The organism is Pseudomonas sp. XP1, assembly GCF_053557675.1.
Genome location: NZ_JBNRIJ010000004.1, coordinates 154,581 through 180,513, shown reverse-complemented (window position 1 = coordinate 180,513; position 25,933 = coordinate 154,581). Strand labels below are relative to the sequence as shown.

17 protein-coding genes and 1 other RNA gene are annotated in these 25,933 nt (G+C 58.6%); 13 read left to right on the top strand and 5 right to left on the bottom strand.

Going from position 1 to position 25,933, the window contains the following annotated elements; genetic code table 11:
• Positions 1 to 98 precede the first annotated feature (98 nt).
• The gene (fur, locus tag ACK1U9_RS05955) at positions 99 to 503 is read right to left on the bottom strand and encodes a ferric iron uptake transcriptional regulator (protein WP_012274258.1); all 405 of its coding nucleotides are present in this window, start codon (positions 501 to 503) and stop codon (positions 99 to 101) included.
• A 97-nt stretch (positions 504 to 600) separates the two neighbouring features.
• Between fur and ACK1U9_RS05950 the strand changes: the two genes are divergently transcribed.
• On the top strand, positions 601 to 1,134 hold the full coding sequence (locus ACK1U9_RS05950) for an outer membrane protein assembly factor BamE (protein WP_085599585.1): 534 nt from the start codon (positions 601 to 603) through the stop codon (positions 1,132 to 1,134).
• 61 nt (positions 1,135 to 1,195) lie between these two features.
• Here the strand turns inward: ACK1U9_RS05950 and ACK1U9_RS05945 are convergent, their stop codons facing one another.
• Entirely contained in the window at positions 1,196 to 1,630 is a 435-nt protein-coding gene (locus tag ACK1U9_RS05945; protein ID WP_046613141.1) for a type II toxin-antitoxin system RatA family toxin, read from the bottom strand.
• A gap of 162 nt (positions 1,631 to 1,792) precedes the next feature.
• Here ACK1U9_RS05945 and smpB point away from each other — a divergent pair, with 162 nt between their 5' ends.
• On the top strand, positions 1,793 to 2,275 hold the full coding sequence (gene smpB / locus ACK1U9_RS05940) for an SsrA-binding protein SmpB (RefSeq protein ID WP_013974300.1): 483 nt from the start codon (positions 1,793 to 1,795) through the stop codon (positions 2,273 to 2,275).
• A gap of 135 nt (positions 2,276 to 2,410) precedes the next feature.
• Here smpB and ACK1U9_RS05935 read toward each other — a convergent pair whose 3' ends face one another.
• Complete coding sequence (locus tag ACK1U9_RS05935) at positions 2,411 to 3,178, bottom strand: FCD domain-containing protein (RefSeq protein ID WP_013974301.1); 768 nt, start codon at positions 3,176 to 3,178, stop codon at positions 2,411 to 2,413.
• 256 nt (positions 3,179 to 3,434) lie between these two features.
• Here ACK1U9_RS05935 and ACK1U9_RS05930 point away from each other — a divergent pair, with 256 nt between their 5' ends.
• From ACK1U9_RS05930 to ACK1U9_RS05880, 11 genes are all read left to right on the top strand, one after another.
• Positions 3,435 to 5,105 (top strand): lactate permease LctP family transporter, encoded by a 1,671-nt coding sequence (locus tag ACK1U9_RS05930; RefSeq protein ID WP_015271872.1) that lies wholly within the window; start codon positions 3,435 to 3,437, stop codon positions 5,103 to 5,105.
• 63 nt (positions 5,106 to 5,168) lie between these two features.
• On the top strand, positions 5,169 to 6,314 hold the full coding sequence (lldD, locus tag ACK1U9_RS05925; RefSeq protein ID WP_013974303.1) for an FMN-dependent L-lactate dehydrogenase LldD: 1,146 nt from the start codon (positions 5,169 to 5,171) through the stop codon (positions 6,312 to 6,314).
• 75 nt (positions 6,315 to 6,389) lie between these two features.
• On the top strand, positions 6,390 to 9,200 hold the full coding sequence (locus ACK1U9_RS05920; RefSeq protein ID WP_196173181.1) for an FAD-binding and (Fe-S)-binding domain-containing protein: 2,811 nt from the start codon (positions 6,390 to 6,392) through the stop codon (positions 9,198 to 9,200).
• Positions 9,201 to 9,471: 271 nt separating this feature from the next.
• A complete protein-coding gene (locus ACK1U9_RS05915; protein WP_013974305.1) occupies positions 9,472 to 9,768 on the top strand; it encodes a hypothetical protein in 297 nt (98 codons plus the stop codon).
• A gap of 99 nt (positions 9,769 to 9,867) precedes the next feature.
• Positions 9,868 to 10,259, top strand: a transfer-messenger RNA (tmRNA) gene (gene ssrA, locus ACK1U9_RS05910).
• A 187-nt stretch (positions 10,260 to 10,446) separates the two neighbouring features.
• Complete coding sequence (locus tag ACK1U9_RS05905; protein WP_449109768.1) at positions 10,447 to 11,703, top strand: integrase domain-containing protein; 1,257 nt, start codon at positions 10,447 to 10,449, stop codon at positions 11,701 to 11,703.
• 944 nt (positions 11,704 to 12,647) lie between these two features.
• Positions 12,648 to 13,628, top strand: a complete 981-nt coding sequence (locus ACK1U9_RS05900) for an integrase domain-containing protein (protein WP_449109767.1) — start codon at positions 12,648 to 12,650, stop codon at positions 13,626 to 13,628.
• Positions 13,625 to 13,891, top strand: coding sequence for a hypothetical protein (locus tag ACK1U9_RS05895; protein ID WP_069943182.1), 267 nt, complete (start codon positions 13,625 to 13,627; stop codon positions 13,889 to 13,891). The genes ACK1U9_RS05900 and ACK1U9_RS05895 overlap by 4 nt, the downstream gene beginning before the upstream one ends.
• 350 nt (positions 13,892 to 14,241) lie before the next feature.
• Positions 14,242 to 15,228: a nucleoid-associated protein gene (locus ACK1U9_RS05890; RefSeq protein ID WP_449109766.1), complete on the top strand. Its 987-nt coding sequence runs from the start codon at positions 14,242 to 14,244 to the stop codon at positions 15,226 to 15,228.
• Position 15,229: 1 nt separating this feature from the next.
• Complete coding sequence (locus ACK1U9_RS05885; RefSeq protein WP_449109765.1) at positions 15,230 to 16,690, top strand: hypothetical protein; 1,461 nt, start codon at positions 15,230 to 15,232, stop codon at positions 16,688 to 16,690.
• A 215-nt stretch (positions 16,691 to 16,905) separates the two neighbouring features.
• Positions 16,906 to 17,580 (top strand): hypothetical protein, encoded by a 675-nt coding sequence (locus tag ACK1U9_RS05880; protein WP_449109764.1) that lies wholly within the window; start codon positions 16,906 to 16,908, stop codon positions 17,578 to 17,580.
• A 392-nt stretch (positions 17,581 to 17,972) separates the two neighbouring features.
• Here the strand turns inward: ACK1U9_RS05880 and ACK1U9_RS05875 are convergent, their stop codons facing one another.
• Positions 17,973 to 21,074, bottom strand: a complete 3,102-nt coding sequence (locus ACK1U9_RS05875; RefSeq protein WP_449109763.1) for a type I restriction endonuclease subunit R — start codon at positions 21,072 to 21,074, stop codon at positions 17,973 to 17,975.
• An 84-nt stretch (positions 21,075 to 21,158) separates the two neighbouring features.
• Entirely contained in the window at positions 21,159 to 25,931 is a 4,773-nt protein-coding gene (locus ACK1U9_RS05870; protein ID WP_449109762.1) for a DUF3320 domain-containing protein, read from the bottom strand.
• Positions 25,932 to 25,933: the final 2 nt, after the last annotated feature.

The following is a 25,933-nucleotide window of genomic DNA, read 5'->3' as shown; positions in this document are numbered from 1 at the left end:
CCCGCTATGCGGCCGGCACAAACGACCCAGCTCTCAGCCTCAGAAAGCACAAAAGCGACCCGAAGGTCGCCTTTGCCATTCATAACGATAAGAAATCGTTACTTCTTTTTACGCACGTACAGGACCAGATTGTGGTCTACCAGCTCGTAGCCATGCTCGGCCACGATTTCGCGCTGGCGTTTCTCGATCTCGGCATCCATGAACTCGATGACTTCACTGGTATCCACGTTGACCATATGGTCGTGGTGACCGCCATCGGCCAGTTCGAACACCGCATGACCGCCGTCGAAGTTGTGGCGAACCACCAGACCCGCCGCTTCGAACTGGGTCAGTACGCGGTAGACGGTGGCCAGGCCCACGTCCTCGCCAGCCTCCATCAGCGCCTTGTAGACATCCTCGGCGCTCATGTGACGCTGCTCGGTGGAGTCGAGCATCTGAAGGATCTTGACTCGAGGCAGGGTCACCTTGAGACCGGCTTTGCGCAATTCGCTATTTTCAACCATGGTCAGCTTTCTCGCCGATGCTGCTTCGCAGCTTCTCTTAATACGGGTATGATCGGGGTTTACGTTGTCCAGCCAAGATAGTGGAAGTCGCCCACCGATGCAAAACACCAAGCTCTTGCTAACCAGCCTCACCCTAGTGGGACTGCTCGCACTCGCCGGTTGCTCGTTTCCCGGGGTTTACAAAATCGACATCCAGCAGGGCAATGTCGTTACGCAAGACATGATAGACCAATTGCGCCCCGGAATGACCCGCCGGCAAGTAAGGTTTATCATGGGTAACCCGCTGATCCAGGACACCTTCAACACCAACCGTTGGGATTACCTGTACAGCCTGCAGCCAGGCGGCGGCAAACGCCAGCAAGAACGCATGAGTGTGTTCTTCAACGAAAGCGATCAGCTGGTCAGCCTTTCTGGCGACTTCATGCCAGGCGTCAGCCGCGACCAGGAAATCCTTGGCGGCAGCAGTGACACCACGGTCAGCCCGGCCAACCAGGCAGAGCAGCCAACCGTGCAGCCTGAAGAAAAACCGGCCAAGCCAGGCTCGGTGGAAGAATCCATCCAGCGCGAGATCGACACCATCGAGACCACCCCGGTCCCGACTCCAGCTCCGTTGGAAACCTCGCCTCAATAAGCGGCGAGCAGAAACAAAAAAGCCCGGACCTGGTCCGGGCTTTTTGTTGCCGCTTTTTCAGTCAGGCATTCAACTGCTTGGCACGCTGGCAAAACGCATCCACCAGCGTATTGGCCGCCTGGTTGAACAGCGGACCCAGGGTCGCGCGCACCAGCGGGCCGGCATAATCGAACGACAGATCCAGGCTGATCTTGCAGGCCTTGTCACCCAACGGCTTGAACACCCACAGGCCATGCAGCTGGGTGAACGGCCCTTCTTCCAGGTTCATCTCGATGGACTGCCCCGGCACCAGTACATTGCGGGTGACGAAGTGCTGGCTCATGCCGCCCTTGGCCACTTCGAGCTTGGCGCGCATGTGCGTGTCGCTGGCTTCGATCACCGTCGAGGCCGAGCACCAAGGCAGGAACTGCGGATAGCTGGCCACATCGTTGACCAGATCGTAAAGCGCCTGGGCAGGGTATGGCAGCAGGGCGGAGCGTTGAATATGGGTAGTCATCCAGGCGTCACTTCCAAGGCTGGGTGGCGGCGCTTCGCAGCGCGCCGAAAACAGGTTCTGCCGCAAAGACAGGGGCTGTATTGTCCGGTATTCATTGCAGTGGCTCAAGCACACCGAAATCCCATAGCCGACGACGCGGCGACTGCCTATAATGCCGCCCCTATGGCTAAACAAAAGAAACATCCGACCGGGACCATCGCGCAAAACAAGAAGGCGCGACACGATTACTTCATCGAACACAAGTTCGAGGCCGGGCTGGTCCTGTCCGGCTGGGAAGTAAAAAGCCTGCGAGCCGGCAAGGCGCACCTGACTGACAGCTACGTGCTGCTGAAGGACGGTGAAGCCTGGCTGTTCGGCAGCCACATCACCCCGCTGACCACGGCCAGCACCCACGTCATCGCCGACCCCATCCGTACTCGCAAGCTGCTGCTGAACAAGCGCGAGCTCGAGCGACTGGAAGCGGCCGTGGCGCAAAAGGGCTACACCTGCGTGGCCCTGGCGCTGTACTGGAGCAAGCACCTGATCAAGTGCGAAATCGCACTGGGCAAGGGCAAGAAGGAATTCGACAAGCGCGACACCATGCGCGAGCGCGATTCCAACCGCGAGCTGCAGCGGGCAGTGCGGAACAAGGGCAAGGAAGAGTAATACCTCTTCTTTAGCCTGTTCTGGCCTCTTCGCGGGTAAACCCGCTCCCACTGGATTAACACTGAGTTCAGATTCGGTGCAGTCTCTGTGGGTGCGGGTTTACCCGCGAAGAGGCCAGCACTGCCAGTACAAATCTCAACGCCCGCTACGCCGCTCCGCCCGCGCCACTCGCTGCGCTTCTTCATGCGCCTCTTCCAGCACCTCCTGCACATACAGAATGTGCCGGCTGGACACCTCCCGCGCATCCTCCGCCCTGCCCTCGACTATCGCCAGGTACAGCTCCCGGTGCTGGCTGATCAGCATGTCCCGGGTCTCGGTGCGTTGCTGGTACATGCCACCGATGTTGGTCACTACATTGCGCTTGAGCAGGTCGAACAAGCCCCGAATGGTGTGCAGCAGCACGGCGTTATGGCTGGCTTCGGCAATCGCAAGATGGAAGCGCGCATCGGCAGCGCCCTCCTCTGCGCGAGTCACCTCATCAGCCCTCGCATAGCAGTCCTGCAGCGCATCGAACGCCGCCTTCAGCCGCGCCCGGTCCGGCTGGGTCGCGCGCTGGGCCGCGTAGTAGGCGCAGGACGCCTCCAGGGTATGGCGGAATTCGAGCAGGTCACGCTGCGCCTCGGCACTGTGCTCGAGCAGCTGCAGCAATGGGTCGCTGAAAGTGGACCCCAGAGACTCGGCGACAAAATTGCCCCCACCCTGGCGGCTGACCAGCAGCCCCTTGGCCACCAGCTTCTGGATCGCCTCACGCAGTGACGGGCGGGAAACGCCGAACTGCTCGGCAAGGACACGCTCGGCCGGCAGCCGCTGCCCCGAAGTCAGCGTGCCTTCCAGAATCATCCCTTCCAACCGATCGACAATGTCGTCGGACAGGCGCCGTTGGCGGACCTGATCAAAAACCATCACATGCTCTCCACAAACCCCCGGCAGATTTCAGGGGGCGTCTATTCTCGCCGATCCAGATCGCGCAAACACCCACCAGGTGACGATTTTCCCGGCCCACCAGGCGCCCGCTCATCGGCACACGACCAAAGTTTTGCACGGGACAAATTGACACACCCACGAAGACGCTTTTAACCTAGCGCCCAGCCATTGTAAATTGGTCTTACCAATTATCCAATGCCAGTGCCTGACCAACAACAATTAGGGGCCACCCCATATGCAAACCTGGCAACAAATCTATAGTCCGCTTGGTAGTCTTGGCCTGTCCGCACTGGCGGCGGTCATTCCCATCGTCTTTTTCTTCCTTGCCCTCGCCGTGTTCCGCCTCAAAGGCCACGTGGCCGGCAGCATAACTCTCGCATTGTCGATCCTGGTGGCCATCTTCGCCTTCCAGATGCCTGTCGACATGGCATTCGCCGCTGCGGGTTATGGCTTCCTCTACGGCCTCTGGCCGATTGCCTGGATCATCGTAGCCGCGGTGTTCCTGTACAAACTCACGGTCAAGAGCGGCCAGTTCGAAGTGATCCGCAGTTCGGTGCTGTCGATTACCGATGACCAGCGCCTGCAAGTGCTGCTGATCGGCTTCTGCTTCGGTGCCTTCCTGGAAGGTGCGGCAGGCTTTGGCGCACCGGTGGCAATCACTGCCGCGCTGCTGGTGGGCCTGGGCTTCAACCCTCTGTACGCCGCCGGCCTGTGCCTGATCGCCAACACCGCGCCAGTGGCCTTCGGCGCCCTGGGTATCCCGATCATCGTGGCCGGCCAGGTCACCGGCATCGACGCCTTCCACATTGGCGCCATGACCGGCCGCCAGCTGCCGCTGCTGTCGCTGTTCGTACCGTTCTGGCTGGTGTTCATGATGGACGGCCTGCGTGGCGTGAAAGAAACCTGGCCTGCCGCCCTGGTCGCCGGCCTGAGCTTCGCCGTCACCCAGTACTTCACCTCGAACTTCATCGGCCCGGAGCTGCCGGACATCACCTCGGCCCTGGCCAGCCTGATCGCCCTGACCCTGTTCCTGAAAGTCTGGCAGCCCAAGCGTTCGTTCGCCGAAGCCAAAGGCAGCGTCGGCGCCGCCGTGGTTCAGCCAAGCGGCAGCCAGCCAAGCCCCTACAGCTTTGGCGAAATTTTCAAGGCCTGGTCACCGTTCCTGATCCTCACCGTGCTGGTCACCATCTGGACCTTGAAACCGTTCAAGGCAGCGTTCGCCCCAGGCGGCGCGATGTACAACTTCGTGTTCAACTTCGCCATCCCGCACCTCGACCAACTGGTGATCAAGACCGCACCGATCGTCGCCGCGCCAACCGCCATGCCAGCGGTGTTCAAGCTCGACCCGATCTCTGCCACCGGCACCGCGATCTTCCTCTCGGCGCTGATCTCCATGGCCGTGCTGAAGATCAACTTCAAAACTGGTCTGACCACTTTCAAGGAAACCTTCTGGGAGCTGCGCTGGCCAATCCTGTCGATCGGCATGGTGCTGGCCTTCGCCTTCGTCACCAATTACTCCGGCATGTCCTCGACCATGGCGCTGGTGCTGGCGGGTACCGGTGCCGCGTTCCCGTTCTTCTCGCCATTCCTCGGCTGGCTGGGCGTGTTCCTGACCGGTTCCGACACTTCGTCCAACGCCCTGTTCAGCTCGCTGCAGGCCACCACCGCGCACCAGATCGGGGTCAATGACACTCTGCTGGTAGCAGCCAACACCAGCGGCGGCGTGACCGGCAAGATGATTTCGCCGCAGTCGATCGCCGTGGCCTGCGCCGCCACCGGCCTGGTTGGCAAGGAATCCGACCTGTTCCGCTTCACCGTCAAGCACAGCCTGTTCTTCGCCACCATCGTCGGCCTGATCACCCTGATCCAGGCCTACTGGCTGACCGGCATGCTGGTTCATCACTAAAGTGAAAGGGGCCGGGCGCCATCGCGCGCCCGGCAGTCCCCACATGCAACGCTGCGAGAATCCATGATCATTTCTGCCTCTACCGACTATCGCGCCGCGGCCCAACGCAAGCTGCCTCCCTTCCTGTTCCACTATGCCGACGGCGGCGCCTACGCCGAGCACACCCTGCGCCACAACGTCTCGGACCTGGCCAGTATTGCCCTGCGTCAGCGCGTGCTGAAGAACATGTCCGAACTCAGCCTTCAGACCAAACTGTTCGACGAAACCCTGAGCATGCCAGTGGCCCTGGCCCCGGTCGGCCTCACCGGCATGTACGCCCGCCGCGGCGAAGTGCAAGCGGCGCGCGCGGCAGCTGCCCACGGCATCCCGTTCACCATGTCCACGGTGTCGGTTTGCCCGATCGAAGAAGTGGCCCCGGCCATCGACCGGCCGATGTGGTTCCAGTTGTACGTGCTCAAGGACCGCGGCTTCATGCGCAACGCTCTGGAGCGGGCCAAGGCCGCCGGGGTCAAGACCCTGGTGTTCACCGTCGACATGCCGACACCCGGCGCCCGGTACCGCGACGCCCACTCTGGCATGAGCGGCAAGAACGGCCCGCTGCGTCGCGTGCTGCAAGCCATGACCCACCCCGAGTGGGCGTGGGATGTCGGCGTGATGGGGCGCCCGCACGATCTGGGCAACATTTCCACCTACCGTGGCAACCCCACCGGCCTTGCCGACTACATCGGCTGGCTGGCCAACAACTTCGACCCGTCGATCTCCTGGAAAGACCTGGAGTGGATCCGCGAATTCTGGGACGGCCCGATGATCATCAAGGGCATCCTCGATGCCGATGACGCCCGTGATGCGGTCAGGTTCGGTGCCGACGGCATCGTCGTGTCCAACCACGGCGGCCGCCAGCTCGACGGCGTGCTGTCCAGCGCCCGCGCCCTGCCGGCAATTGCCGATGCGGTCAAAGGTGACCTGAAGATCCTCGCCGACTCCGGCATCCGCAGCGGCCTCGACGTGGTGCGCATGATCGCCCTGGGCGCCGATACCGTACTGATCGGCCGCGCCTTCCTCTACGCCCTTGCCGTGCACGGCCAGGCCGGGGTGAAGAACCTGCTGGAGCTGTTCGAGAAGGAAATGCGCGTAGCGATGGTGCTGACCGGCGCCAAGTCGATCAGCGAAATCACCCGCGACTCGCTGGTACGCGAACTGGGCGCCTGACCGCCCGCAAGAACGACCGCCTGATTGACCCGGGGCATGTGGCGCACAGACGCCACGGCCCCGCGAGGAGACTGCATGAGCCTGCCTGCCGCGTTCCTGCGTGATGCCGAGCGCCTGATCCCCGCCGAACGCCGTTTCGACGACCCCACCTCCACCCTGGCCTTCGGCACCGACGCCAGCTTCTACCGGCTGATCCCCAAGCTGGTGGTGCGCGTCGAGTCCGAGGACGAAGTGGTCGGCCTGATCAAACTGGCCCAGCGCGAGCGGGTGCCGGTCACCTTCCGCGCCGCCGGCACCAGCCTGTCCGGCCAGGCCATCAGCGACTCGGTGCTGATCGTGCTGGGCGATAACTGGAACGGCCGCGAAATCCGCGGCCAAGGCGAACAGATCCGTCTGCAGCCCGGCGTCATCGGCGCCCAGGCCAATGCCTGGCTGGCCCCCTTCGGGCGCAAGATCGGCCCCGACCCGGCCTCGATCAACGCCTGCAAGATTGGCGGCATCGTTGCCAACAACGCCAGCGGCATGTGCTGCGGCACCGCGCAGAACACCTACCACACCCTGGCCGGCCTGCGCCTGGTGCTGGCCGACGGCACGCGCCTGGACAGCGAAGACCCCGCCAGCGTCGCCGCGTTCGAGGCCAGCCACGCCGACCTGCTGGAAGCACTGGCCCGCCTGGGCCGCGAGACCCGCGCCAACACTGCACTCGCCGAGCGCATCCGGCACAAATACCGGCTTAAGAACACCACCGGCCTGTCGCTGAACGCACTGGTGGACTACGACCAGCCGCTGGATATCCTGCAACACCTGCTGGTCGGGTCCGAAGGCACCCTGGGCTTCATCAGTGCCGTCACCTACGACACCGTGCCCGACCACCCGCACAAGGCCAGCGCCCTGTTGGTGTTCCCCAGCGTGGAAAGCTGCTGCCGCGCGGTGACCGTACTCAAGCGCCAGCCGGTCTCGGCCGTGGAGCTGCTCGATCGCCGCAGCCTGCGCTCGGTGCAGAACATGCCCGGCATGCCGCTGTGGGTAAAAGGCCTGTCGGATAATGCCTGCGCCCTGCTGATCGAGTCCCGCGCCGCCAGCCAGAGCCTGCTGCATGAACAGCTGCAACAGGTGATGGCCTCGATCGCCGACTTCCCGCTGGAACAGCAGGTGGACTTCAGCGAAGACCCGGCCGTGTACAACCAGCTGTGGAAAATCCGCAAGGACACCTTCCCTGCTGTTGGCGCCGTGCGCCAGACCGGCACCACAGTCATCATCGAAGACGTCACCTTCCCCATCGAGCAACTGGCAGACGGCGTCAACCGCCTGATCCAGCTGTTCGACAAGCACCGCTACGATGAAGCGATCATTTTCGGCCATGCCCTGGAAGGCAACCTGCACTTCGTCTTCACCCAGGGCTTCAACAGCGCCGAGGAAGTCGCCCGCTACCAGGCCTTCATGGACGATGTGGCGCAGCTGGTGGCGGTGGAGTTCGGCGGTTCGCTCAAGGCCGAGCACGGCACCGGGCGCAACATGGCACCGTTCGTCGAGCTGGAATGGGGCCATGACGCGTACCAACTGATGTGGAAGCTGAAGCGTCTGCTCGACCCAAACGGCATCCTCAACCCCGACGTGGTGCTGAGCGAAGACCCGGATATCCACCTGAAGAACCTCAAGCCGCTGCCCGCTGCCGACGAGATCGTCGACAAGTGCATCGAGTGCGGCTTCTGCGAACCGGTGTGCCCGTCCAAAGGCCTGACCCTGAGCCCGCGCCAGCGCATCGTCATGTGGCGTGACATCCAGGCCAGGCAGCGCGCCGGCATCGACACCCGCGAACTACGCCAGGCCTTTCAGTACCAGGGCATCGACACCTGCGCCGCCACCGGCCTGTGCGCCCAACGCTGCCCGGTCGGCATCAACACCGGCGAACTGGTGAAGAAACTGCGCAGCCAGGCTGCCGAGCACGAAAGAACCGCCGACTGGCTGGCCGAACACTTCCACACTGCCTTGGGCGGCGCGCGCCTGACCCTGACCGCCGCCAACACCGCACGCAAGCTGCTCGGCGCCCCACGCCTGGGCCGCCTGAGTGCCTCGCTGAACAAAGCCAGCAAAGGCCGCCTGCCACAGTGGACCCCGGCGATGCCACAACCCCTGCGCCCACTGGACTTCGGCCCGGCCAGCAACGACGCCCGCCCTCGCGTGGTGTACCTGGCCGCCTGCGTCTCGCGGGTGATGGGCCCGGCCTATGCCGACCGCGAGCAAAGCTCGCTGCTGGACAAGACCCGCGCCCTGCTGGAAAAGGCCGGTTACCAGGTGGTCTTCCCCGACAACGCCGACAGCCTGTGCTGCGGCCAGCCGTTCGCTTCCAAGGGCTACCCCGAACAAGCCGAACACAAGCGCCAGGAGCTGATCAACGCCCTCTTGCACGCCAGCCGCGGCGGCCTCGACCCGATCTACTGCGACACCAGCCCCTGCACCCTGCGCCTGGTGCAGGACCTGGGCGAAAGCCGGCTGGACTTGTACGACCCGGTGCGCTTCATCCGCACCCACCTGGTCGACCGCCTGGAGTTCGCGCCCCAGGACGAGCCGGTAGCCGTACACGTGACCTGCAGCACCCAGCACCTTGGCGAAAGCCAGGCGCTGATCGACCTGGCGCGGCGCTGCAGCAAACAGGTGGTGATCCCGGAGGGCATACACTGCTGCGGCTTTGCCGGTGACAAAGGCTTCACCACCCCCGAGCTCAACGCCCACTCGCTGCGCAGCCTGAAGGAGGCGGTGCAGTACTGCAGCGAAGGCATCTCCACCAGCCGCACCTGCGAGATCGGCCTGAGCAGCCACAGCGGCATCGACTACCACGGCCTGGTCTACCTGGTAGACCGCGTCACCCGGCCGCGTAGCATCTGACCCTGTGGGAGCGGGCATGCCCGCGAACACCGGCAAAGCCGGTGCCATACACCGCGCCGCCTGCTTCGCGGGCACGCCCGCTCCCACCGGTTCAGCGCATACCCCGAGCCAACCCAATTCCATGTGGGAGCGGGTTCACCCGCGAACACCGGCAAAGCCGGTGCCATCGCCATCCTCATTTCACTCCGCCAGCATCCCGATTGAACCCCCGCCAATCCCCCGCAGTCCACCCTTACAGGCCCACCTTCCAGAGGCCCAGAAGGAGACTCCCATGAAAGGTACCGCGCTTTCGGCCCTGTTCGCGGCCGCCACCCTGCTGGCTTCGCCGGTGTTCGCCGCCGAAGACCTGTGCACCGCCAACCTGCAAAAGATCGACGACAGCATGGCCACCGCCGGCGCCACCTCCGAAGGCCTGGACAAGGCCATCACCGAGCACGTCGACAAAGCCAAGGCTGCCCAAGCCTCGGGCGACACCAAGGAATGCATTGCCATCACCAGCAAAGTCCTGGAGCGCCTGGAAAAAACCGAGAAAGGCAGCGGCACCAGCGGCGGCGGTAGCGGCGCGTGAGCCCAGAAGCGGGCGACCGGACCGGCTGTCGACGTCGCCCGCGCAATGGCGTATACTCCGCCTCACGTACCGTAAGGTGCGTTAGCTTAGAGCTAGTGTGGGGCCGATCAGGATTCGACGCCGGTAGCGAAACTCTAGGTGCATGCCGAGTTGGTAACAGAACTCGTAAATCCACTGTTGCAACTTTCTATAGTTGCCAATGACGAAAACTACGAGGGCTACGCTCTCGCTGCGTAAGCAGCTGAGCCCGCTCTCCTGGTAGCTTCGGCTCCAGCAATCATCAGGGGATGCCTGTAAACCCGAAATGATTGTCATACAGAACAGGATCGTCGTGTAGCACGTTGGGGGCAAAGCGACTAAAACTTACCCAACTCGTCCAAAGCACCCTGCCCGTCGGGCGGCTGCGGATTAACTCAGTAGACACGGCTAAGCATGTAGTACCGACAGCGGAGTACTGGCGGACGGGGGTTCAAATCCCCCCGGCTCCACCAAATGATCAAACAAAGACGTCCACGGACGTCTTTTTTTGTGCCTGAAAGCCAGTAAATACGCGGCCTCCAGCGCTTTTGCGGTCTTTCAAGAGTTTTTGAGTTCCAGCCATTCGGGTATTCCAGGCGGTATTCCAGCTCACCCGGTGCTAATCTTTGGAATACCGAATCAGTGCTTGAGGACAATCTCATGCCTGCTCAAAACCTCCGCCTCTCCGATCGACAACTCAAGGGAGTCAAACCCGCGTCCAAGGATTATGTCCTCACTGACGGTGACGGTTTGCAGCTCCGCGTACGCAGCAACGGCTCGTTGCTGTGGAATTTCAACTACCGCGAACCGGTGACCAAGAAGCGCATCAACATTGGCTTCGGGACCTACCCCGAACTGTCACTGGCGAACGCACGAAAGAAGGCAGTCGAAGCCCGCGAGCTGCTCGCTCAAGGCATCGATCCGAAGGTGCAGCGGAATACGTTGAATGAAGCCAAACGCGCGGAAACCGAACACACCTTCGAGAACGTGGCCACCGCCTGGTTTGAACTCAAGAAAGACTCGGTCACCCCGGCCTACGCCGAGGACATTTGGCGATCGCTCACGCTGCACGTATTCCCCGATTTGAAGACGACGCCACTGACGAAGATCACCGCTCCGATGGTGATCGCATTGCTTCGCCCAATCGAAGCGAAAGGCAGCCTGGAGACGGTCAAGCGTCTCAGCCAGCGATTAAACGAGATCATGACCTACGGCGTAAACTCCGGCCTGATCTTCGCCAACCCGCTCAGCGGCATCAGGGCAGTCTTCAAGAAGCCCAAAAAAGAGAACATGGCTGCGCTTCCACCCGAAGAGCTCCCGGAGCTCATGCTGGAGATCGCGAACGCCAGCATCAAACGCACCACCCGCTGCCTGATCGAATGGCAGTTGCACACGATGACTCGCCCCGCCGAGGCGGCGACTACTCGCTGGGCAGACATCGACTTCGAAAGGCGTGTCTGGACTATCCCACCGGAGCGTATGAAGAAGCGCCGTCCACACAGCATCCCGTTGAGTGATCATGCTGTCGCACTATTGGAGTCACTGAAGACTCACAGCGGCCATCGCGAATACGTCTTCCCGGCCGATAGAAATCCACGCACCCACGCCAATAGCCAGACCGCCAACATGGCATTGAAACGCATGGGCTTTCAGGATCGATTGGTCAGCCACGGTATGCGCTCGATGGCCAGCACCATCTTGAATGAACATGGGTGGGACCCCGAACTCATTGAGGTCGCACTGGCGCATGTCGACAAGGATGAGGTGCGCAGCGCCTACAACCGAGCCGACTACATTGAACGCAGACGACCGATGATGGCCTGGTGGAGTGAGTACATCCAGAAAGCCGCCACCGGCAGCCTGCTTGCCTCAGCCTACGGTCAAATCAGAGACAAGAATGTGGTGCCGATTCGTTAGCACTGTGCAGGCGCAAGAATTGCGGTAAAAACTGAACGTTCAAGACTCGGGGCAAGCAGCCTCGCTTATCCGCTTCTCAGCGCGGGTCCATCCAAACAGGGCTGCAAAGCCGCCCTGTTTGGATGGACCTCATTTTGAAGAGCTAAAAGCCACGACGTTGTCCGGGATTTACCACGAAATTCCACCGGTGGATAACCGCTTTTCACGTCCCCAAGAGCGCTGAATTTCGGCCCTTGACCGGGTTTATCCACAGGCGTAGAACTGGTCGTGCAAAGGCTGTCGATGACAGCACCCCAGGTGACCCGAACCTTAAAGGTCACGCCGCTCCCTCGGTGGTTCTCCCCAAGGGCGATTCGCATCCGGCAGCTCGCCCGGTCACTACCCATGTGATGGATGCTCTTACACATATGGCGCTCGTGCGCCAGCTACACCGTATCTCGCTGCCCTGCAGCAACCTATCCGCTTGGCCGAATATTGCGCCAACCTGTGCCCGTCTCTTTCTTCTGGAAAGAGACGGGCACTTCTACCACTGCTGCAGCCCTGATCGCACAAGGCTTTGCGGCATTCCCCCTCGTGACAATCGGCGTGACAAACGCCGATGTCACCAGCAACAGCGCTGTAGATGATGGTGCCGCAGACCAAGGAATGGACTGCACCTGACTGACAGTCAGGCATGCCCCGGTCATCGCATTGCTGCTTGCACCTGGCTCAGGATCTTCAGGCGCTGGTCTCGTCAGCCAGCGCTGCCTCCACCCGCCCACCGGTAACGGTGTTCAGGAGGCCAGGTCATGAGATGCCCTTGCTCCCGGTCGTAAGGAGCCGCCAGTCCCGCGTAGAGGACATTCCCCACAGGTCGCAGGGGCCTTGATCCCTGATAACACTCAGCATTCTTGGCGGGATGACGTGGGGCGAGGATCGGAGAACAGGCGATGAGGTGATTCGACATGGCAATGGTGGGTAGACGCGATGGCCGTAATTTCGGCTACGGCAGGCAACTGAGCTACGCAGGGCCGCAGGCGTTGAAAGACATGTTCGGCGGCGGCCACTACGGCACGGTGAAGGCACACTGTGATCGGTGGCAGGCATTCGTCAGATGGTGCCGCTCCGAACAAGGGCCCGGTATCAATGATGCGCGGCAGATTGATCGGAAGGTATTGGCGGACTATGCGGCGTACCTGCGCGACGTGGTAAGGCACGGTGACCTTGCTGTCAGCACCGCACAAAACCGCTTATCCAGCGTTAACAGGACAATGGCGGCGCTGCGCGGTGATCAGTGTGTGAAATTGCTCAGTCCGAGCAAGGCGTTGGGAATGCAGCGCACCGGAGTTCGCAAATCGGCTCCGCAAGGCCAAGACCGCGAACAGGTTAAGCAGATTGTCGATGTGCTTTGCCGCGATCATCAGCTACGGGCCGCTGCAATCGTTCTGTTGGCGCGAGCCACCGGCATGCGCTTGCGTGAGGCCATCTTAGCCGACTTGCCACGGCTGAGCCGTGAGGCTAACGCCCTAGGCAGGATTAACATTCAGGACGGCACCAAAGGTGGTCGCAACGGAGCGTCGGCGCCACGCTGGATTGCGGTGGACGACCATATTCGAGGTGCACTTGGGTTTGCACGGCAGGTGTCGCCTGCGTGGAGCCGTAACCTGATTGCACCAGACGAAAGCTACCTAAATCTTTTGCAAAAAATCATCCGCCCGGCGCGGGACATCCTGCATGGCCACAACCTCAAAGGCTTCCACGAACTGCGAGCGGCCTACGCTTGTGAGCGCTATCAGCAAATCACCCATCACCGAGCGCCTGTCAACGGCGCTAAATGCTTCCAAGTAGCTGAGCGCCTTGATCGCGAGGCCCGGAGGCAAATTAGCTATGAGCTGGGGCACGGTCGGATCGACGTGGTCGCCGCATACATTGGAGGACGGCTATGAGCAAGCGCTTTGACATGGAGCTGTTCTTGGCCGGCGTTCTGAGCGGCTCGCACGCAACCCGGCAACGCCATGTACGCCAGGCGAAGATCATCCAGGCAGAGATCGCACAGCGTTGGCAGCGAGAGTCACCTTGGGCTTGGCAGAGAAAGCATGTTGTTTGGTTTCTCGAACATCGCCTCGGCAGCAGCAGTGAAGCGACAAGGTATTACTATTTGCTGACCGTGCGGCTGCTTGCTCGTCGCTTACAAAAAACATGGGGTTGAGTCTCTGACTGAGAACAGTTGCTATCGACCCACAGTTGCCCTTCGTGGAGGATAATAACCGACTATGATCCTCCCGTCCCAATAGGCCCATAAGGTACCACTACATCAGATGCCTCCGCGGCCCGACGATCGCTTCTACGCGTTGTGATGGATGGCCATTGGATGCGACGCGGCCTAGGCAATCACAGCGGCCATCCATAGAAAGGATGAGAGTGCCATCTCTGTCAGGACCATTCCCTTATCGACAACTGTACAAACATACATCATCATGATGCATGGCAGTATGAAATGCCTGAGAAAAGTGGTTAGATGTCATATCACATAGCCACCAATGCGGAGAGAGGCAACATTTGGCCACTTTAACTGACGAGCAAATTGCTTCACTAAAGATAAGCAACTTCCTCTTTCATGTTGTTCACCATGGAAAGGATGAGCCCGAGTATTTTGATGACGTCCCGCTCGGAAAGTTTGAGCCTTTCTTCATTGCCCGAATAAAAGACACTTTAAAAGGAAATAGATTTTCTTTCTTAGATGACTCGAGCGTTAAAGCAGGGATATTAGAATGGCAAGGAAATAATATTACATTTCTTGAGCTTTCAAAATTACTGGCTTTTCAGTTTAACTCACTTTACGACAAGCGAGTTACCCTTGGGGTTTTGATTGTGATAGAGCTTTACGCTGGAGAGAAGCGTTACTATTCACTTATAAAATATGACTCAGATGAGGTTGTTAGCTTCACAAGGAATGGGGCAAAAGCTGTACTAGAGGATGTAGTGAATAATTTCACGCAGTCAGCCAAATCACTTCAAAAATCGGCGCTTGTTGATTTGGAAGCAGTTGCAGGCGACGGTCATGTTGCAGTAATTGACCGTCAGACACGATCCAGTATAAGTGATATTTTCAGAAAATTTCTGGGTGTGGAACGCACCAAAAAACCAGCGGAGCTGACTGAGTCACTGCATAAGGCGGTAATTAAGATTGTTACCAAGCATAAAGATGACTTTCCCGCCTCCTTTACTTACCGCGCTGGAGATCAAGTAAGAGAAATCGCAGAAAAGCAAAAAGAATTTGATGCGGACGGGTTTTATAATCAGCTTTTCGGCGCCAATGGAAGTGATGAAGTCAAAGCGACTTATCAAAAAGAGATAGCTAATCAAGGTCTAGCCGGCGAGGTATTTGAGTATGTACCTGAAGCATTGCCGGAAGTGCGAAAGGTGAGATATAGGACCCAAGAGGGTATTTTGATCACGGTTCCGCCTGGGGCTGGCAATGCCTTTAAAATTTCGCCCGACGGGAAAACCATTACCATTTCCACCTCCAAGGTTAACGAGATTTGATATGGATTATGGTGCTCAATTAATCAGGTTGCTAGAGCAACCAGGGGTGGGCGCCAAAGCCATAATTTCCGAAACGATGACCGAAGTGCGGATGGATGATTTATCCGATCCCGGCGTAGAATTTATTGAAGAGCTTAAACTTACGTCAGCATATATCACGGAGCACCAGCTAGGCTCGATAGTGATTATTGGCACAATCAGCGGTCAGGAGTGGTCTGCTGAAAACTTCTTACTACATAATGCCTTAGAGCCTGTTAGGGTCATTATCACAAAGCTTTCGACTAGTGGATGGGCATACTTCGTAACGATCGATGGGTTTCGTGACTGGCTGAAAAGCTTTTCTGCTGGCCAAGCGATTCCTCCAGACAGACTTTGCGTCTGGGTTGCAGGAGAGTTTACGCCCTTTGCTACTTTTCAACACGCTATAAGCCCATTTTTCTCAGATAAGTTGCTACCCGAGATCGAGCAGAAGCCTGAAAAGCCGTGGAAGCTCGTCCGAGACTTAACTCACTCCTATACCCCGTCGTCTATCAATCCGTGGTTAATTTTAGAAATACCTACTGCGTCAAGCATGGTATACGAAGCATGGTCAGATGTAGCCAAACAGAATCTGGCTTTCTGCTTGCCATCTGAAATTCGTAGCGAAGGTGACGTTGTAGAGGCAGTTTTTCGAGGTGGGCGCTCACTTCCTGTAACTGTAGAGGAAGTGGACTGGAGCACCATTGACTATTTTAGTTTTAGTGATGCATGTAGTTGGGTTTATGCTACGCCCCGAGAAGCGGAAACAAAATTTCAACTATTAAATAATCACTTGGCCATTAATTGGAGTCCGGGGAGTGTATGGCCAGGAGGTTCCAATCAAGTCCTAGATAACAGCCTAGCAGGTGCTAAAGAGGCGTTTGCTTTCCATTTACAGGATCAGAGCAAGGAAGCGGTAAAAGGCCTTGGCGATTTGAGAAAAGGCCTACAGGAAGAAGTCACTAAAACGCAGTCTGCGGCGCGAGACCTCATCTCAGCAGTATGGCGAGACTTCGCTATTGCAGGTGTTGTGCTAGCGCTTAAAACCCCAGGAAGCCCTATCAACTTAGATGGAAAAGTTATTCAGTCGCTTTACATTGCAACGGCTGTACTGCTAACGCTCAGCGTTTTTGTCAGCGGCTTCTCAAATCTAAGGTTTAATGCATTGACCGACTCCAGCAGGAAGGACTGGAGGAACAAGCTCTACAGCTTCATGTCTGATCAAGACTGGAAAAAGCTAGTGGAGTCTCCAATCAGATCAGGAAGAATAGTATTCTGGATAATCTGGGGCCTTTGCTTCCTACTTTATGGCTCTATCGCCTTATACTTAGTATCACTTGCATTCCCCGGGGAAATCACCAGCATTCTCAGCAATTTGTTTATAAACTACCTTAACCCAATGAACGAAGCAATTAGACAATCCATTGACTGCTGCGCCTACTAAGCAGCGCAGTAGGATATCTGAGAGTCGTGGAGTCCGCAAATCTAGTGGTACGGCGCTCTGTCGACGCTCGTAAACTCAGTCGATAGCCGATGTCTTTCCACTTACCTTGAGTAACGTACGATATGTCGGAAAAAAAACCTAGGATTATGAGCATCGGTCTTCACATTGACGAAGGAGACAGTGTTCATGGTGTTTGGAGTGAGGAAGCTCAACGGATGACTTTGCGTGTCATTCGGGATGGTAAGGCTGTGAGCGCCAGAAAAGTTGAATCGACAACCTACTATGAGCGTCCTAAGAAACCCAAAATTCTGAGTCGTCAAGAGTTCAGTCGCTCGCGCGACTTCACGGTGAGCGATGAAGAGTCTGTGCAATTATTCTCGCAATTATGGGCAATTGATACCAATCACAAGGAGATTTTTGGTCATTCAGCCAATGCTGCGGTAGCTACGGTATGTGGGACTGACGGGTCGGGAACCTACTATCCAGTCTTGGCTATGGTTTTCGGAAAGGTTTCAGGAAACCCAGAGCTGTTTGCTTGGCGTCGTTTCATCGAATTTGCCCAAGGCGCCTCTAGCTATGATGCTGAAGCTCAATATGCGCTTGTTGTTGATTCGGAGTTATCAATGATCCCTAAGTTAAATGATCAATCAGCACCGATACATGGGCAGTTTTATCTACCAAAAAACTGGAAACTTATTTACGCTACTTCAGATTCCGGCAAGGAGAGTATTTTCAATCAGCTCATTGCAAGCTCTGACAGCGCTGCTAGTAAGGTTCTAAGGTTAATCGCCACCAAGGAATCGAACGTGAAGCATTGGCTCCCCGTAACGACTGAGGAAGATCATCAACCTACCTGGTTTGCTTTGGCTCCTCCTACGGTTCCAAGCTGATAGAGCTTGCGGCGCTACACCGCGATCGCGGGCTGGGCGACAGCGTTGAGGTAGTCATGAAATCCCGAGTTCGATTCCACCGAAAGCCATAACTAGCTGATTTATTTATAGTTACCAGTTGGGGTACGCCAAATTTTCCACCGACTTCCAGACCCGCAGAAAGCCTGGCCCAGACGACACATGCCGTTCGTCTGGTGCCAGATCATGAGATGCCCTTACTCCCGGTCGCAAGGAGTCGCCAGTCCCGCGTTAGAGGACATCCCCACAGGTCGCAGGGGCCTTAGTCCCTGATAACACTCAGCATTCTTGGCGGGATGACGTGGGGCGAGGATCGGAGAGCGAAAGATAAGGTGACCGTCATGGCATTTGTGGGTTGATACCGGCAGCCAGCCCTACATCCATGCCTCACAGAGCGTCTCAGCCTGCGCCAGCACTAGTTGTGCCGCCTCCTCCTGCTGATCCGGCGGATACTTATATTTACGCAGGATGCGCTTGACCAGAAGCCGCAGCTTGGCCCGCACACTATCACGATTACTCCAGTCCACGGTTACGTTCTGGCGCAGGCTATCGGTCAGCTCATGGGCGATCTTGGCTAGGATCTCATCGCCCAACTCTCGCACCGAGGCCTCGTTATTGGCCAGCGCATCGTAGAAAGCCAACTCGTCATCATTCAGACCCAGCGCATCTCCACGCTTGCTCGCTGCGGCAAATTTCTTGGCCATCTCGATCAGCTCTTCGATGACCTGGGCGGTCTCGATAGAACGGTTCTGGTAGCGCTTGATCACGCTATCGAGCAGCTCGGAGAACTTCTTCTCCTGGGCCAAGTTGCTGGCAAACTTGCTCTTGATTTCACCCTCCAGCAGGCGCTCCAGTAGCTCAACCGCCAGGTTTTTCTCCGGTAGGTTGCGCACCTCGGCAAGAAACTCATCATCGAGCAGGCCGATGTTGGGCTTGTCCAGACCGACCGCCTCGAACACATCCACCACCTCGCCGGAGACTACGGCGTTGCCGATGATCTGGCGGATCGCCAGCTCACGTTCTTCGTCGGTTTTCTTTTGGTCGCTGATGTCACGCTTGATCAGCAGCACCTTGATGGCCTGTAGGAAAGCCACTTCCTCCCGAACGGCTTTGGCCTCGTCCAGGGTGCAGCACAAGGTAAACGCCTTGCTCATGGCCAGAGCATTGTCGGCAAATCGCTTCTTGCCGTCCTCCAGCCCCAGAACATGGTTGGCGGCACCGGCCAGCAGCTTGTGCCCGCCAGTCAGGAAGTCGCCGTAATCGAAGCCATACAGCAGGCTACGTAGCACATCGAGCTTTTCCTCCAGCACCGCATAGGCTTCATGGGCATCGACGGTGGGCCGCCCCCTGCCTTTGCTGGCGGTGTACTCCTTGAGCGCCGCCTTCAGTTCGTTGGCAATGCCGATGTAATCCACTACCAGGCCGCCCTGCTTGTCCTTGAACACCCGGTTCACCCGGGCGATGGCCTGCATCAGGTTATGGCCCTTCATCGGCTTGTCAACGTACAGGGTATGCACGCAGGGCGCATCGAAACCGGTCAGCCACATGTCGCGGACGATCACCAATTGCAGCGGATCGGCAGGGTCCTTGAAACGTTTCTCCAGGCGCTTCTTCACCTGCCCTGGGTAAATATGCGGGCGCAGCAGTGCCTTGTCCGATGCGCTACCGGTCATGACGATCTTCACCGCGCCCTTCTCCGGATCCTCATCGTGCCATTCGGGGCGCAGGGCGATGATCTCGTTGTACAGGTGCACGCAGATCTCACGACTCATGGCCACCACCATGGCCTTGCCGTTTTGCGCCTGGTTGCGTTCCTCGAAGTGCGCCACCAAATCGGCCGCCACGCTCTTGATACGCGGCTCAGCCCCCACGATTTTTTCCAACGCAGCCCAGCGCGACTTCAAGCGTGACTGCTGATCCTCCTCCTCATCCTCGGCCAGCTCGTCGACCTCGTCGTCGATATGCGCCAGCTCCGAGTCTTTGAGCGACAGCTTGGCCAGCCGCGACTCATAGTAGATGGACACGGTGGCGCCATCTTCCTTGGCCTGCTGCATGTCGTAGACGTGGATGTAGTCGCCGAACACCGCACGGGTATCACGATCTTCGCTGGACACCGGCGTGCCGGTAAAGGCCACGAAGGTAGCGTTAGGCAGAGCGTCGCGCAGGTGCTGGGCATAACCCACCTGATAGCGAGCACTGACCTCGGCCACCTTCAAGTCCGGGACCTTCAGCGAAGCACTGAAGCCGTATTGGGTGCGGTGCGCCTCGTCGGCCACCACCACGATATTCGAGCGCATGGACAACACCGGGAAACTGTCTTCATCCTCGCCCGGCATGAACTTCTGGATGGTGGCGAAGACAATGCCGCCACTAGGGCGATTGGCCAGTTTCTCGCGCAGATCGCCGCGGGTGGTCACCTGCACCGGCTGTTCACGCAGTAAGTCCTGCGACAGCGAGAACACTCCGAACAACTGGCCGTCCAGGTCGTTGCGGTCGGTAATCATCACGATAGTCGGGTTCTCCATCGCCGCTTCCTGCATCACCCGGGCGGCGAAGCAGGTCATGGTTATGCTCTTGCCCGAGCCCTGGGTATGCCAGACCACTCCGCCCTTGTGCGTGCCGCCTGGGCGCGAAGCGCTGACCACCTGCTGGATCGCCGCACGCACGGCATGGAACTGGTGATAGCCGGCAATCTTCTTCACCAACCGACCGTCATCCTCGAACAGCACGAAGTAGCGTAGGTAATCCAGCAGCATCGCCGGCTGCAGCACCCCACGCACCAGCGTCTCCAGCTCGTTGAACTCACCTAACGGATCCACCGTGACCCCATCGATGGTGCGCCAGCGGGCGAAGCGCTCGATATTCGCGGACAGCGAGCCCATGCGCGCCTCGCTGCCATCGCTGATCACCAAAATCTCGTTGTAGTGAAAGACGTCCGGAATCTGCTCCTTGTAGGTCTGGAGCTGGTCGAACGCCTTGACCAGGTCGGCATTCACATCCGCCGGGTTCTTTAGCTCCAGAAGAACCAGCGGAAGGCCGTTGACGAACAGGATGATGTCCGGCCGGCGCGTATACTTAGACCCCTGGATGCTGAACTGGTTGATAGCCAGCCACTCGTTGGCTCGCACATTGGCCCAGTCGATCAACCGCACGAAATCGCCGCGGGTCTCGCCGTCCTTCTGGTATTGCACCGGCACACCGCCGACCAGCAAACGATGGAATAGGCGGTTGGCCGACAGCTGCACCGGCACGCCCAGCTCCAGCACCTGGCGCAAGGCGTCCTCACGCGCCGCCAGTGGGATCTGCGGGTTGAGCCGGGCGATGGCCGTGCGCAGGCGCATGGTCAACAGCACGTCGCGATAGCTCTCGCGCTCGGGGTTATCGCCGTCGTGGGCAATGTCCGGCCCATAGAGGTGCGCGTAACCCAGCTCAGTGAGCCAGCCGAGGGTTTCCTGTTCCAGTTGGTCTTCGGTCATATCCGTCCTTAACGTGCCTTACCTGGCACCTCTGCAAGCTCAACGGGATCCACTTAGTCGATTACAGTCGCGATAATGGGCTATCTACCCCAAATCAGCGGCTGCCGTGACTACCCCATCAACCACTTGCAATCGCCCTTGAGCAGCAAGCGCGCCTACTCTCTCCTCAAGGATGCCCGCAATCTTCGATGTCGCTCGCCCGAAGCCCAGCAGCCCGAGAGCACCAGAAATGGCATCTTCGCGCCCCATAGAGAAACCGAGGGTTACTGTTTCCAGTAATGCCTGATCCAACTCCTCCGGAGCAACCCACTCAATTTTTCGCTCTGCAGATTCCAAATGAGCACGACTGCGAATCGGGACGGGCCGGTTATCCGCGCAATACACAAAGCTGCCATGGCCGCGGTACACGCCCTGCCGAACACCGAGGCGAATGGCTTCGTCCACAACGCTGGTAATCCTTGCACCTGCCCGAGCCACACCGTAGGCCTCCATAATCCGCCGCGTGACCTCACTGGCATGCACTGGTGCCTCAACCTCAACCACAGTCCGGATCATCTGCATCAATCGTTCTGGCTTTTCCTGATGCAACTCGGTCATCGATGCCACTGGAGTTAGTCGAGCCTTCACGTATGGTTGGCTTGAACTCGGTACTGCCTCTTCTGCCGGTGCTCCTCGAACAATCTTATGCTTCGGTTCTGTCGCCACCTGAGGAAGTGCATGACGCCCCTCCGCTATCCTCGTGCGAGCCGCCTCAATGGCCGCTACGGCGCGAATGATTTCCTGTTGGGGATTGCGGAACCAATCCGTGCTCCAGATCCGGTGGAAGTTCCAGCCCAACCCTTCCAACACGCCCTGACGCAAACGATCTCGATCACGTGCAGACCGTGAGCTGTGATATGCAGCGCCATCGCACTCGATAGCCAGAACATAACGTCCCGGATAGTCAGGATCCTTGACTGCGATATCGATAAAGTAGCCCGCGGTGCCTACCTGCGGCTCCACCTCGTAGTTCCTTTCCCGCAACGCCTCTATCACCTCCAGCTCAAACGGCGAATCTGCCGCCTTGCCTGTCTCCCGTGCGACTTCAAGCACACCCGTCTCGGCGTACTTGAGGAAGTTTTTCAACGCTCTCACTCCGAGGCTGGCCCCCGCATCGAGCTCAAGCTCGTCAGCCCTAAAGTTGCAGAAAACACGCATCGCCAATTTAGCGCGCGTGATCAGAACATTGAGTCGGCGGTGCCCGCCCTCGCGGTTCAATGGGCCAAACTCCCTGGCAATTCGGCCAGACTCGTTACGCCCATAGCCGATGCTGATGAAGATCTTGTCCCGCTCATCCCCCTGGATGTTCTCCAAGTTCTTGACGAAGAAGGGCTCGCTCCCTTGCGAGGTGAAAAACGCCTCAGCCTCAGGCATCTGCCGGCGCAGCAACTCGATCTCGACCTGGATCAGGTCTCGCTGCGCCACACTGAATGCGGCAACCCCCAGCGATAGCTCTGGCGTTTGGATCGCGTGCTGCATAACGGCCTGCGCGACAGCCTTGGCCTCACCTTTGTTGGTACGGGTTCGCCCCCGGTCATATAACGCATCTGGCAGATAGTCGAAGCTCACTCCACTGGCATGCGGATGCTGGCCCGCAGAGGGGAACACCACCAGCTTGCTGTCGTAGAACTCGACGTTGGAAACCGCGATCAACGACTCATGCCGGCTTCTGTAGTGCCAGCGGAGATAGCGCTCCTGGCTACCGGCGGCCTTAAACATGCTCAAGATGCTTTCAATGTCGGCGGTCGCAGCATCCTCGTCATCCAACTCGACATCACGGCTGAAGAAATCGGTAGGGGGCATCTGCCGGGTATCCCCGACCACAACCACCTGTTTACCGCGCATGATGGCGCCGAATGCATCGACAGCCTTCACCTGGGAGGCTTCGTCGAATACCACCACATCGAACTCCAGCTTTCCAGGAGGTAGAAAGTTCGCGATCGACATGGGGCTCATCATGAAAACAGGCTTGATCTGCTGAATCGCCCGCCCCGCCTTCTCAATCAGCTGCCTGATCGGGATATGCCGGCGCTTCTTGTTCAATTCAGCGCGCAGTACGGCCATTTCGCCAGGCTGATTAATATTGGGCATCCCCTCCCAGACCTGTTTAGCCAAGTGCGTTTGCGCATGATTGAGCGAAGCCAGATCGAGGGATTTGAACCGCGCGATCTGGTGCTCGTGTTTAATGCGGTCGAACTGCTGCAAAGCTGGTTTCTCGGCATAGACCCGCTGCACCAGCCCCGAATACCAGGAGAAGTCCAAAATGGCAGTTAGCTTCCTGGGTTTATCACTGCTGATGGCAATCTCGAGCAACTCGTCGAGCTTAATGTCGCGTATCTGCTGCGCCAGAACATTGAACCGCGCCATCTGGTAAAGCGCGGTCAGTCCTCCCTGCCACTGTTGCAAACGCTCGCCGAGAGCCGCCAGGCCCAGCTTTCTGACGTCAGCGTTAGCGTTTTCCGCCTGCATGCCGGTCACCTCAAGCGCACTGAGTAGCGCCTTGTCCAACCCGGCAACATGCTGCTCTATTCCGCTTACAGCATCCCCCAGGCCACTGGCATCGGCATGCCCGGCCAGAAAGGCGATGATGCCTTGGGGAATCTGTCCATTTCCCAGATCGTCATGCAGCCTGATTACCCAGGCGCTCAAGCGCTCGAGCACTGCCCAATCTGTTTTCTGGCGCTGCCATTGGGCACCGAACAGCGCGCTACCCAATGCCTCGTGCTGGTCATACACCTTCTTGCACTGCTGGTAGGTCAGTACCGAGTCCACCAGTTCCAACATACCCGCATTGGTCTTGGGCAACGCTTCCCGAGCGAGCCCCTGCAGACGGGCCCGGGCTGCACGGAAGCGCCCCGAGAAGATCCTCCACCATTTATCGCCGTACGCCTGAAGGCTCTGCCGAGCCTCCAGCAGATCCTGCTCCCAAGCAGCGTCGATCAACTGGCTGTCATGCCGAGTGCGGCACGCCGTCATTCGCTCTCCTGCTTCCAGCAGTTCGCGAATGACATCACGCCTTGACTGCCACTCCCCTGTAGATAGCTGGACACCTTCGAGTCGCGGAGCCTCGGCAGCACGACGAGCAGCCCGGCAAACCACATCCACATCTGCCAGGGTGGCCGGCTGAGTCAGCATTAACCGCTCAGAAAGAGCGGCAGCAGCCAACTGCAATGCGCTGAGATGGGAGCTCGCCAACTGTAGTGCATCATTTGCACTGCTCTGCTCGATAGGCGAGAAGAAGGTGCGCTGACTTCCCCAGAAGACGCTCTCGTCGGGGCGCCCCATCTCCTCAAGGTGCAGCACCAGCTCCTCAACCAACGCTCGCCGCTTTTGCTGCTCGGCAAAACTCCATGCCACCATAGGCGCAAAAGAAATGGCCGGCAGCCCTTCATGAACTCGTTTCAGTTGCATGTAACGGCCGAGCACATCAACAAAGGGCAGACCGCTTGCTCCTGCAGAGGAGCTCACAGCCTCGCAATACTGATTAAGAGCATCTTGCAGCTCTTTCAAGCTCGCAAGATCCTCCTCACCGACCTTGGTCAGTGGCCGCCCCTGATCCAGAGTCCGCCCCAACTCCTTGAGCACAGATTGCTTGGTAGCCTTGTGGCTATGCAGTTCAAGGACGGCATCACCCAGATGACTCTCATCCAGACGACGCTTGACCACCTCGAGCGCGGCCATCTTCTCGGCAACGAACAGCACCGATTTCTTCTGGCCAATCAGCTCCGCGATGATGTTGGTGATCGTCTGCGACTTGCCTGTGCCGGGAGGCCCCTGGATCACCAGATTGGAACCCTCGCGCACCTCCAGAATCGCCTCGGTCTGGCTACTGTCGGCATCCTTCACAAAACGCACATCGCCCGGTTTGATCACCGAGTCGATGTTTACATCTTCTGCATACGCTGCGGGCCTATCCCCGAAGCCTGAGCCAAGCAGACGTTTCATCACGCCGTTGGCGTCCGGTTGCTTCTCTTCCGGCCAGCTCTTCGGGTCGAGGTCCTTGAACATCAAAAACTTGCCGAAGGAAAAGAAGCCCAGGGCGATCTCGTTGCTGGCGACCTTCCAGCGTGACTGCTTGCTGATCACATCGGCCACTTCACGATAGAAGCGCTCAAGACTGCGCTCATCGGTCGCGAAGTTGTCCTCGTCAAATCCGCAGGCGGCCATATCCAGGCCAAAGTCAGTTTTGAGCTTGGCAACCAGAGAAAGATTCGCCATCAGCTCGTCACCCGAGTATGTCAGCTTGAAGGCATCTTTGGCGCCGCTGCGCTCAAGGCTGACCGGCAGCAGTATCAGGGGGGCCTTGCGCAGATTTTCCGAGCTATCCGCTTCGTACCAATGCAAAAAGCCCAGGGCCAGGAACAGCGTGTTCACCCCCTGCTCCTCGATAAAGCCTTTAGCCTCGGTGTGGATCTTCAACAGCTGCAGGAACAGACGCTCATCATCGATGGCCGTCTGCAAGCGGGTATCCAGATGGCGACGGGCCCTGCCTGATTCATCCTCATCGCCCTCGTCAGCGACGCTGGACCAGTCCAGGCTATCCAGTTCATGCAGCAACTCTGCGTCACTGGCAGTGTCAGCCTCTGCCTCCTCCGGCTTCGCAGCCTTTGCCAGCTCAGCCAGCTTCTTGCGCGCCATCGGCGCAAAGGCCATGCCCTTTTGCTGTCGATAGAGGATGTTGAACACCTCCTCGGACAACTCATCGACCACCATCAGGGTCTTGGCTGTCTTGCGGAAGTTGAGCATGTTGTTGCGAAGCCCGATATCCAGCAGCTCTTTGCGGCTGCTCTGTAGCTTCTGGCTGATCCCTGAGCTCATAG

What these genes read in the sequence shown, in the direction of transcription:
- fur (WP_012274258.1), bottom strand. Translation starts at nt 503, where the DNA reads ATGGTTGAAAATAGCGAATTGCGCAAAGCCGGTCTCAAGGTGACCCTG.
- ACK1U9_RS05950 (WP_085599585.1), top strand. Translation starts at nt 601, where the DNA reads ATGCAAAACACCAAGCTCTTGCTAACCAGCCTCACCCTAGTGGGACTG.
- ACK1U9_RS05945 (WP_046613141.1), bottom strand. Translation starts at nt 1,630, where the DNA reads ATGACTACCCATATTCAACGCTCCGCCCTGCTGCCATACCCTGCCCAG.
- smpB (WP_013974300.1), top strand. Translation starts at nt 1,793, where the DNA reads ATGGCTAAACAAAAGAAACATCCGACCGGGACCATCGCGCAAAACAAG.
- ACK1U9_RS05935 (WP_013974301.1), bottom strand. Translation starts at nt 3,178, where the DNA reads ATGGTTTTTGATCAGGTCCGCCAACGGCGCCTGTCCGACGACATTGTC.
- ACK1U9_RS05930 (WP_015271872.1), top strand. Translation starts at nt 3,435, where the DNA reads ATGCAAACCTGGCAACAAATCTATAGTCCGCTTGGTAGTCTTGGCCTG.
- lldD (WP_013974303.1), top strand. Translation starts at nt 5,169, where the DNA reads ATGATCATTTCTGCCTCTACCGACTATCGCGCCGCGGCCCAACGCAAG.
- ACK1U9_RS05920 (WP_196173181.1), top strand. Translation starts at nt 6,390, where the DNA reads ATGAGCCTGCCTGCCGCGTTCCTGCGTGATGCCGAGCGCCTGATCCCC.
- ACK1U9_RS05915 (WP_013974305.1), top strand. Translation starts at nt 9,472, where the DNA reads ATGAAAGGTACCGCGCTTTCGGCCCTGTTCGCGGCCGCCACCCTGCTG.
- ACK1U9_RS05905 (WP_449109768.1), top strand. Translation starts at nt 10,447, where the DNA reads ATGCCTGCTCAAAACCTCCGCCTCTCCGATCGACAACTCAAGGGAGTC.
- ACK1U9_RS05900 (WP_449109767.1), top strand. Translation starts at nt 12,648, where the DNA reads ATGGCAATGGTGGGTAGACGCGATGGCCGTAATTTCGGCTACGGCAGG.
- ACK1U9_RS05895 (WP_069943182.1), top strand. Translation starts at nt 13,625, where the DNA reads ATGAGCAAGCGCTTTGACATGGAGCTGTTCTTGGCCGGCGTTCTGAGC.
- ACK1U9_RS05885 (WP_449109765.1), top strand. Translation starts at nt 15,230, where the DNA reads ATGGATTATGGTGCTCAATTAATCAGGTTGCTAGAGCAACCAGGGGTG.
- ACK1U9_RS05880 (WP_449109764.1), top strand. Translation starts at nt 16,906, where the DNA reads ATGACTTTGCGTGTCATTCGGGATGGTAAGGCTGTGAGCGCCAGAAAA.
- ACK1U9_RS05875 (WP_449109763.1), bottom strand. Translation starts at nt 21,074, where the DNA reads ATGACCGAAGACCAACTGGAACAGGAAACCCTCGGCTGGCTCACTGAG.
- ACK1U9_RS05870 (WP_449109762.1), bottom strand. Translation starts at nt 25,931, where the DNA reads ATGAGCTCAGGGATCAGCCAGAAGCTACAGAGCAGCCGCAAAGAGCTG.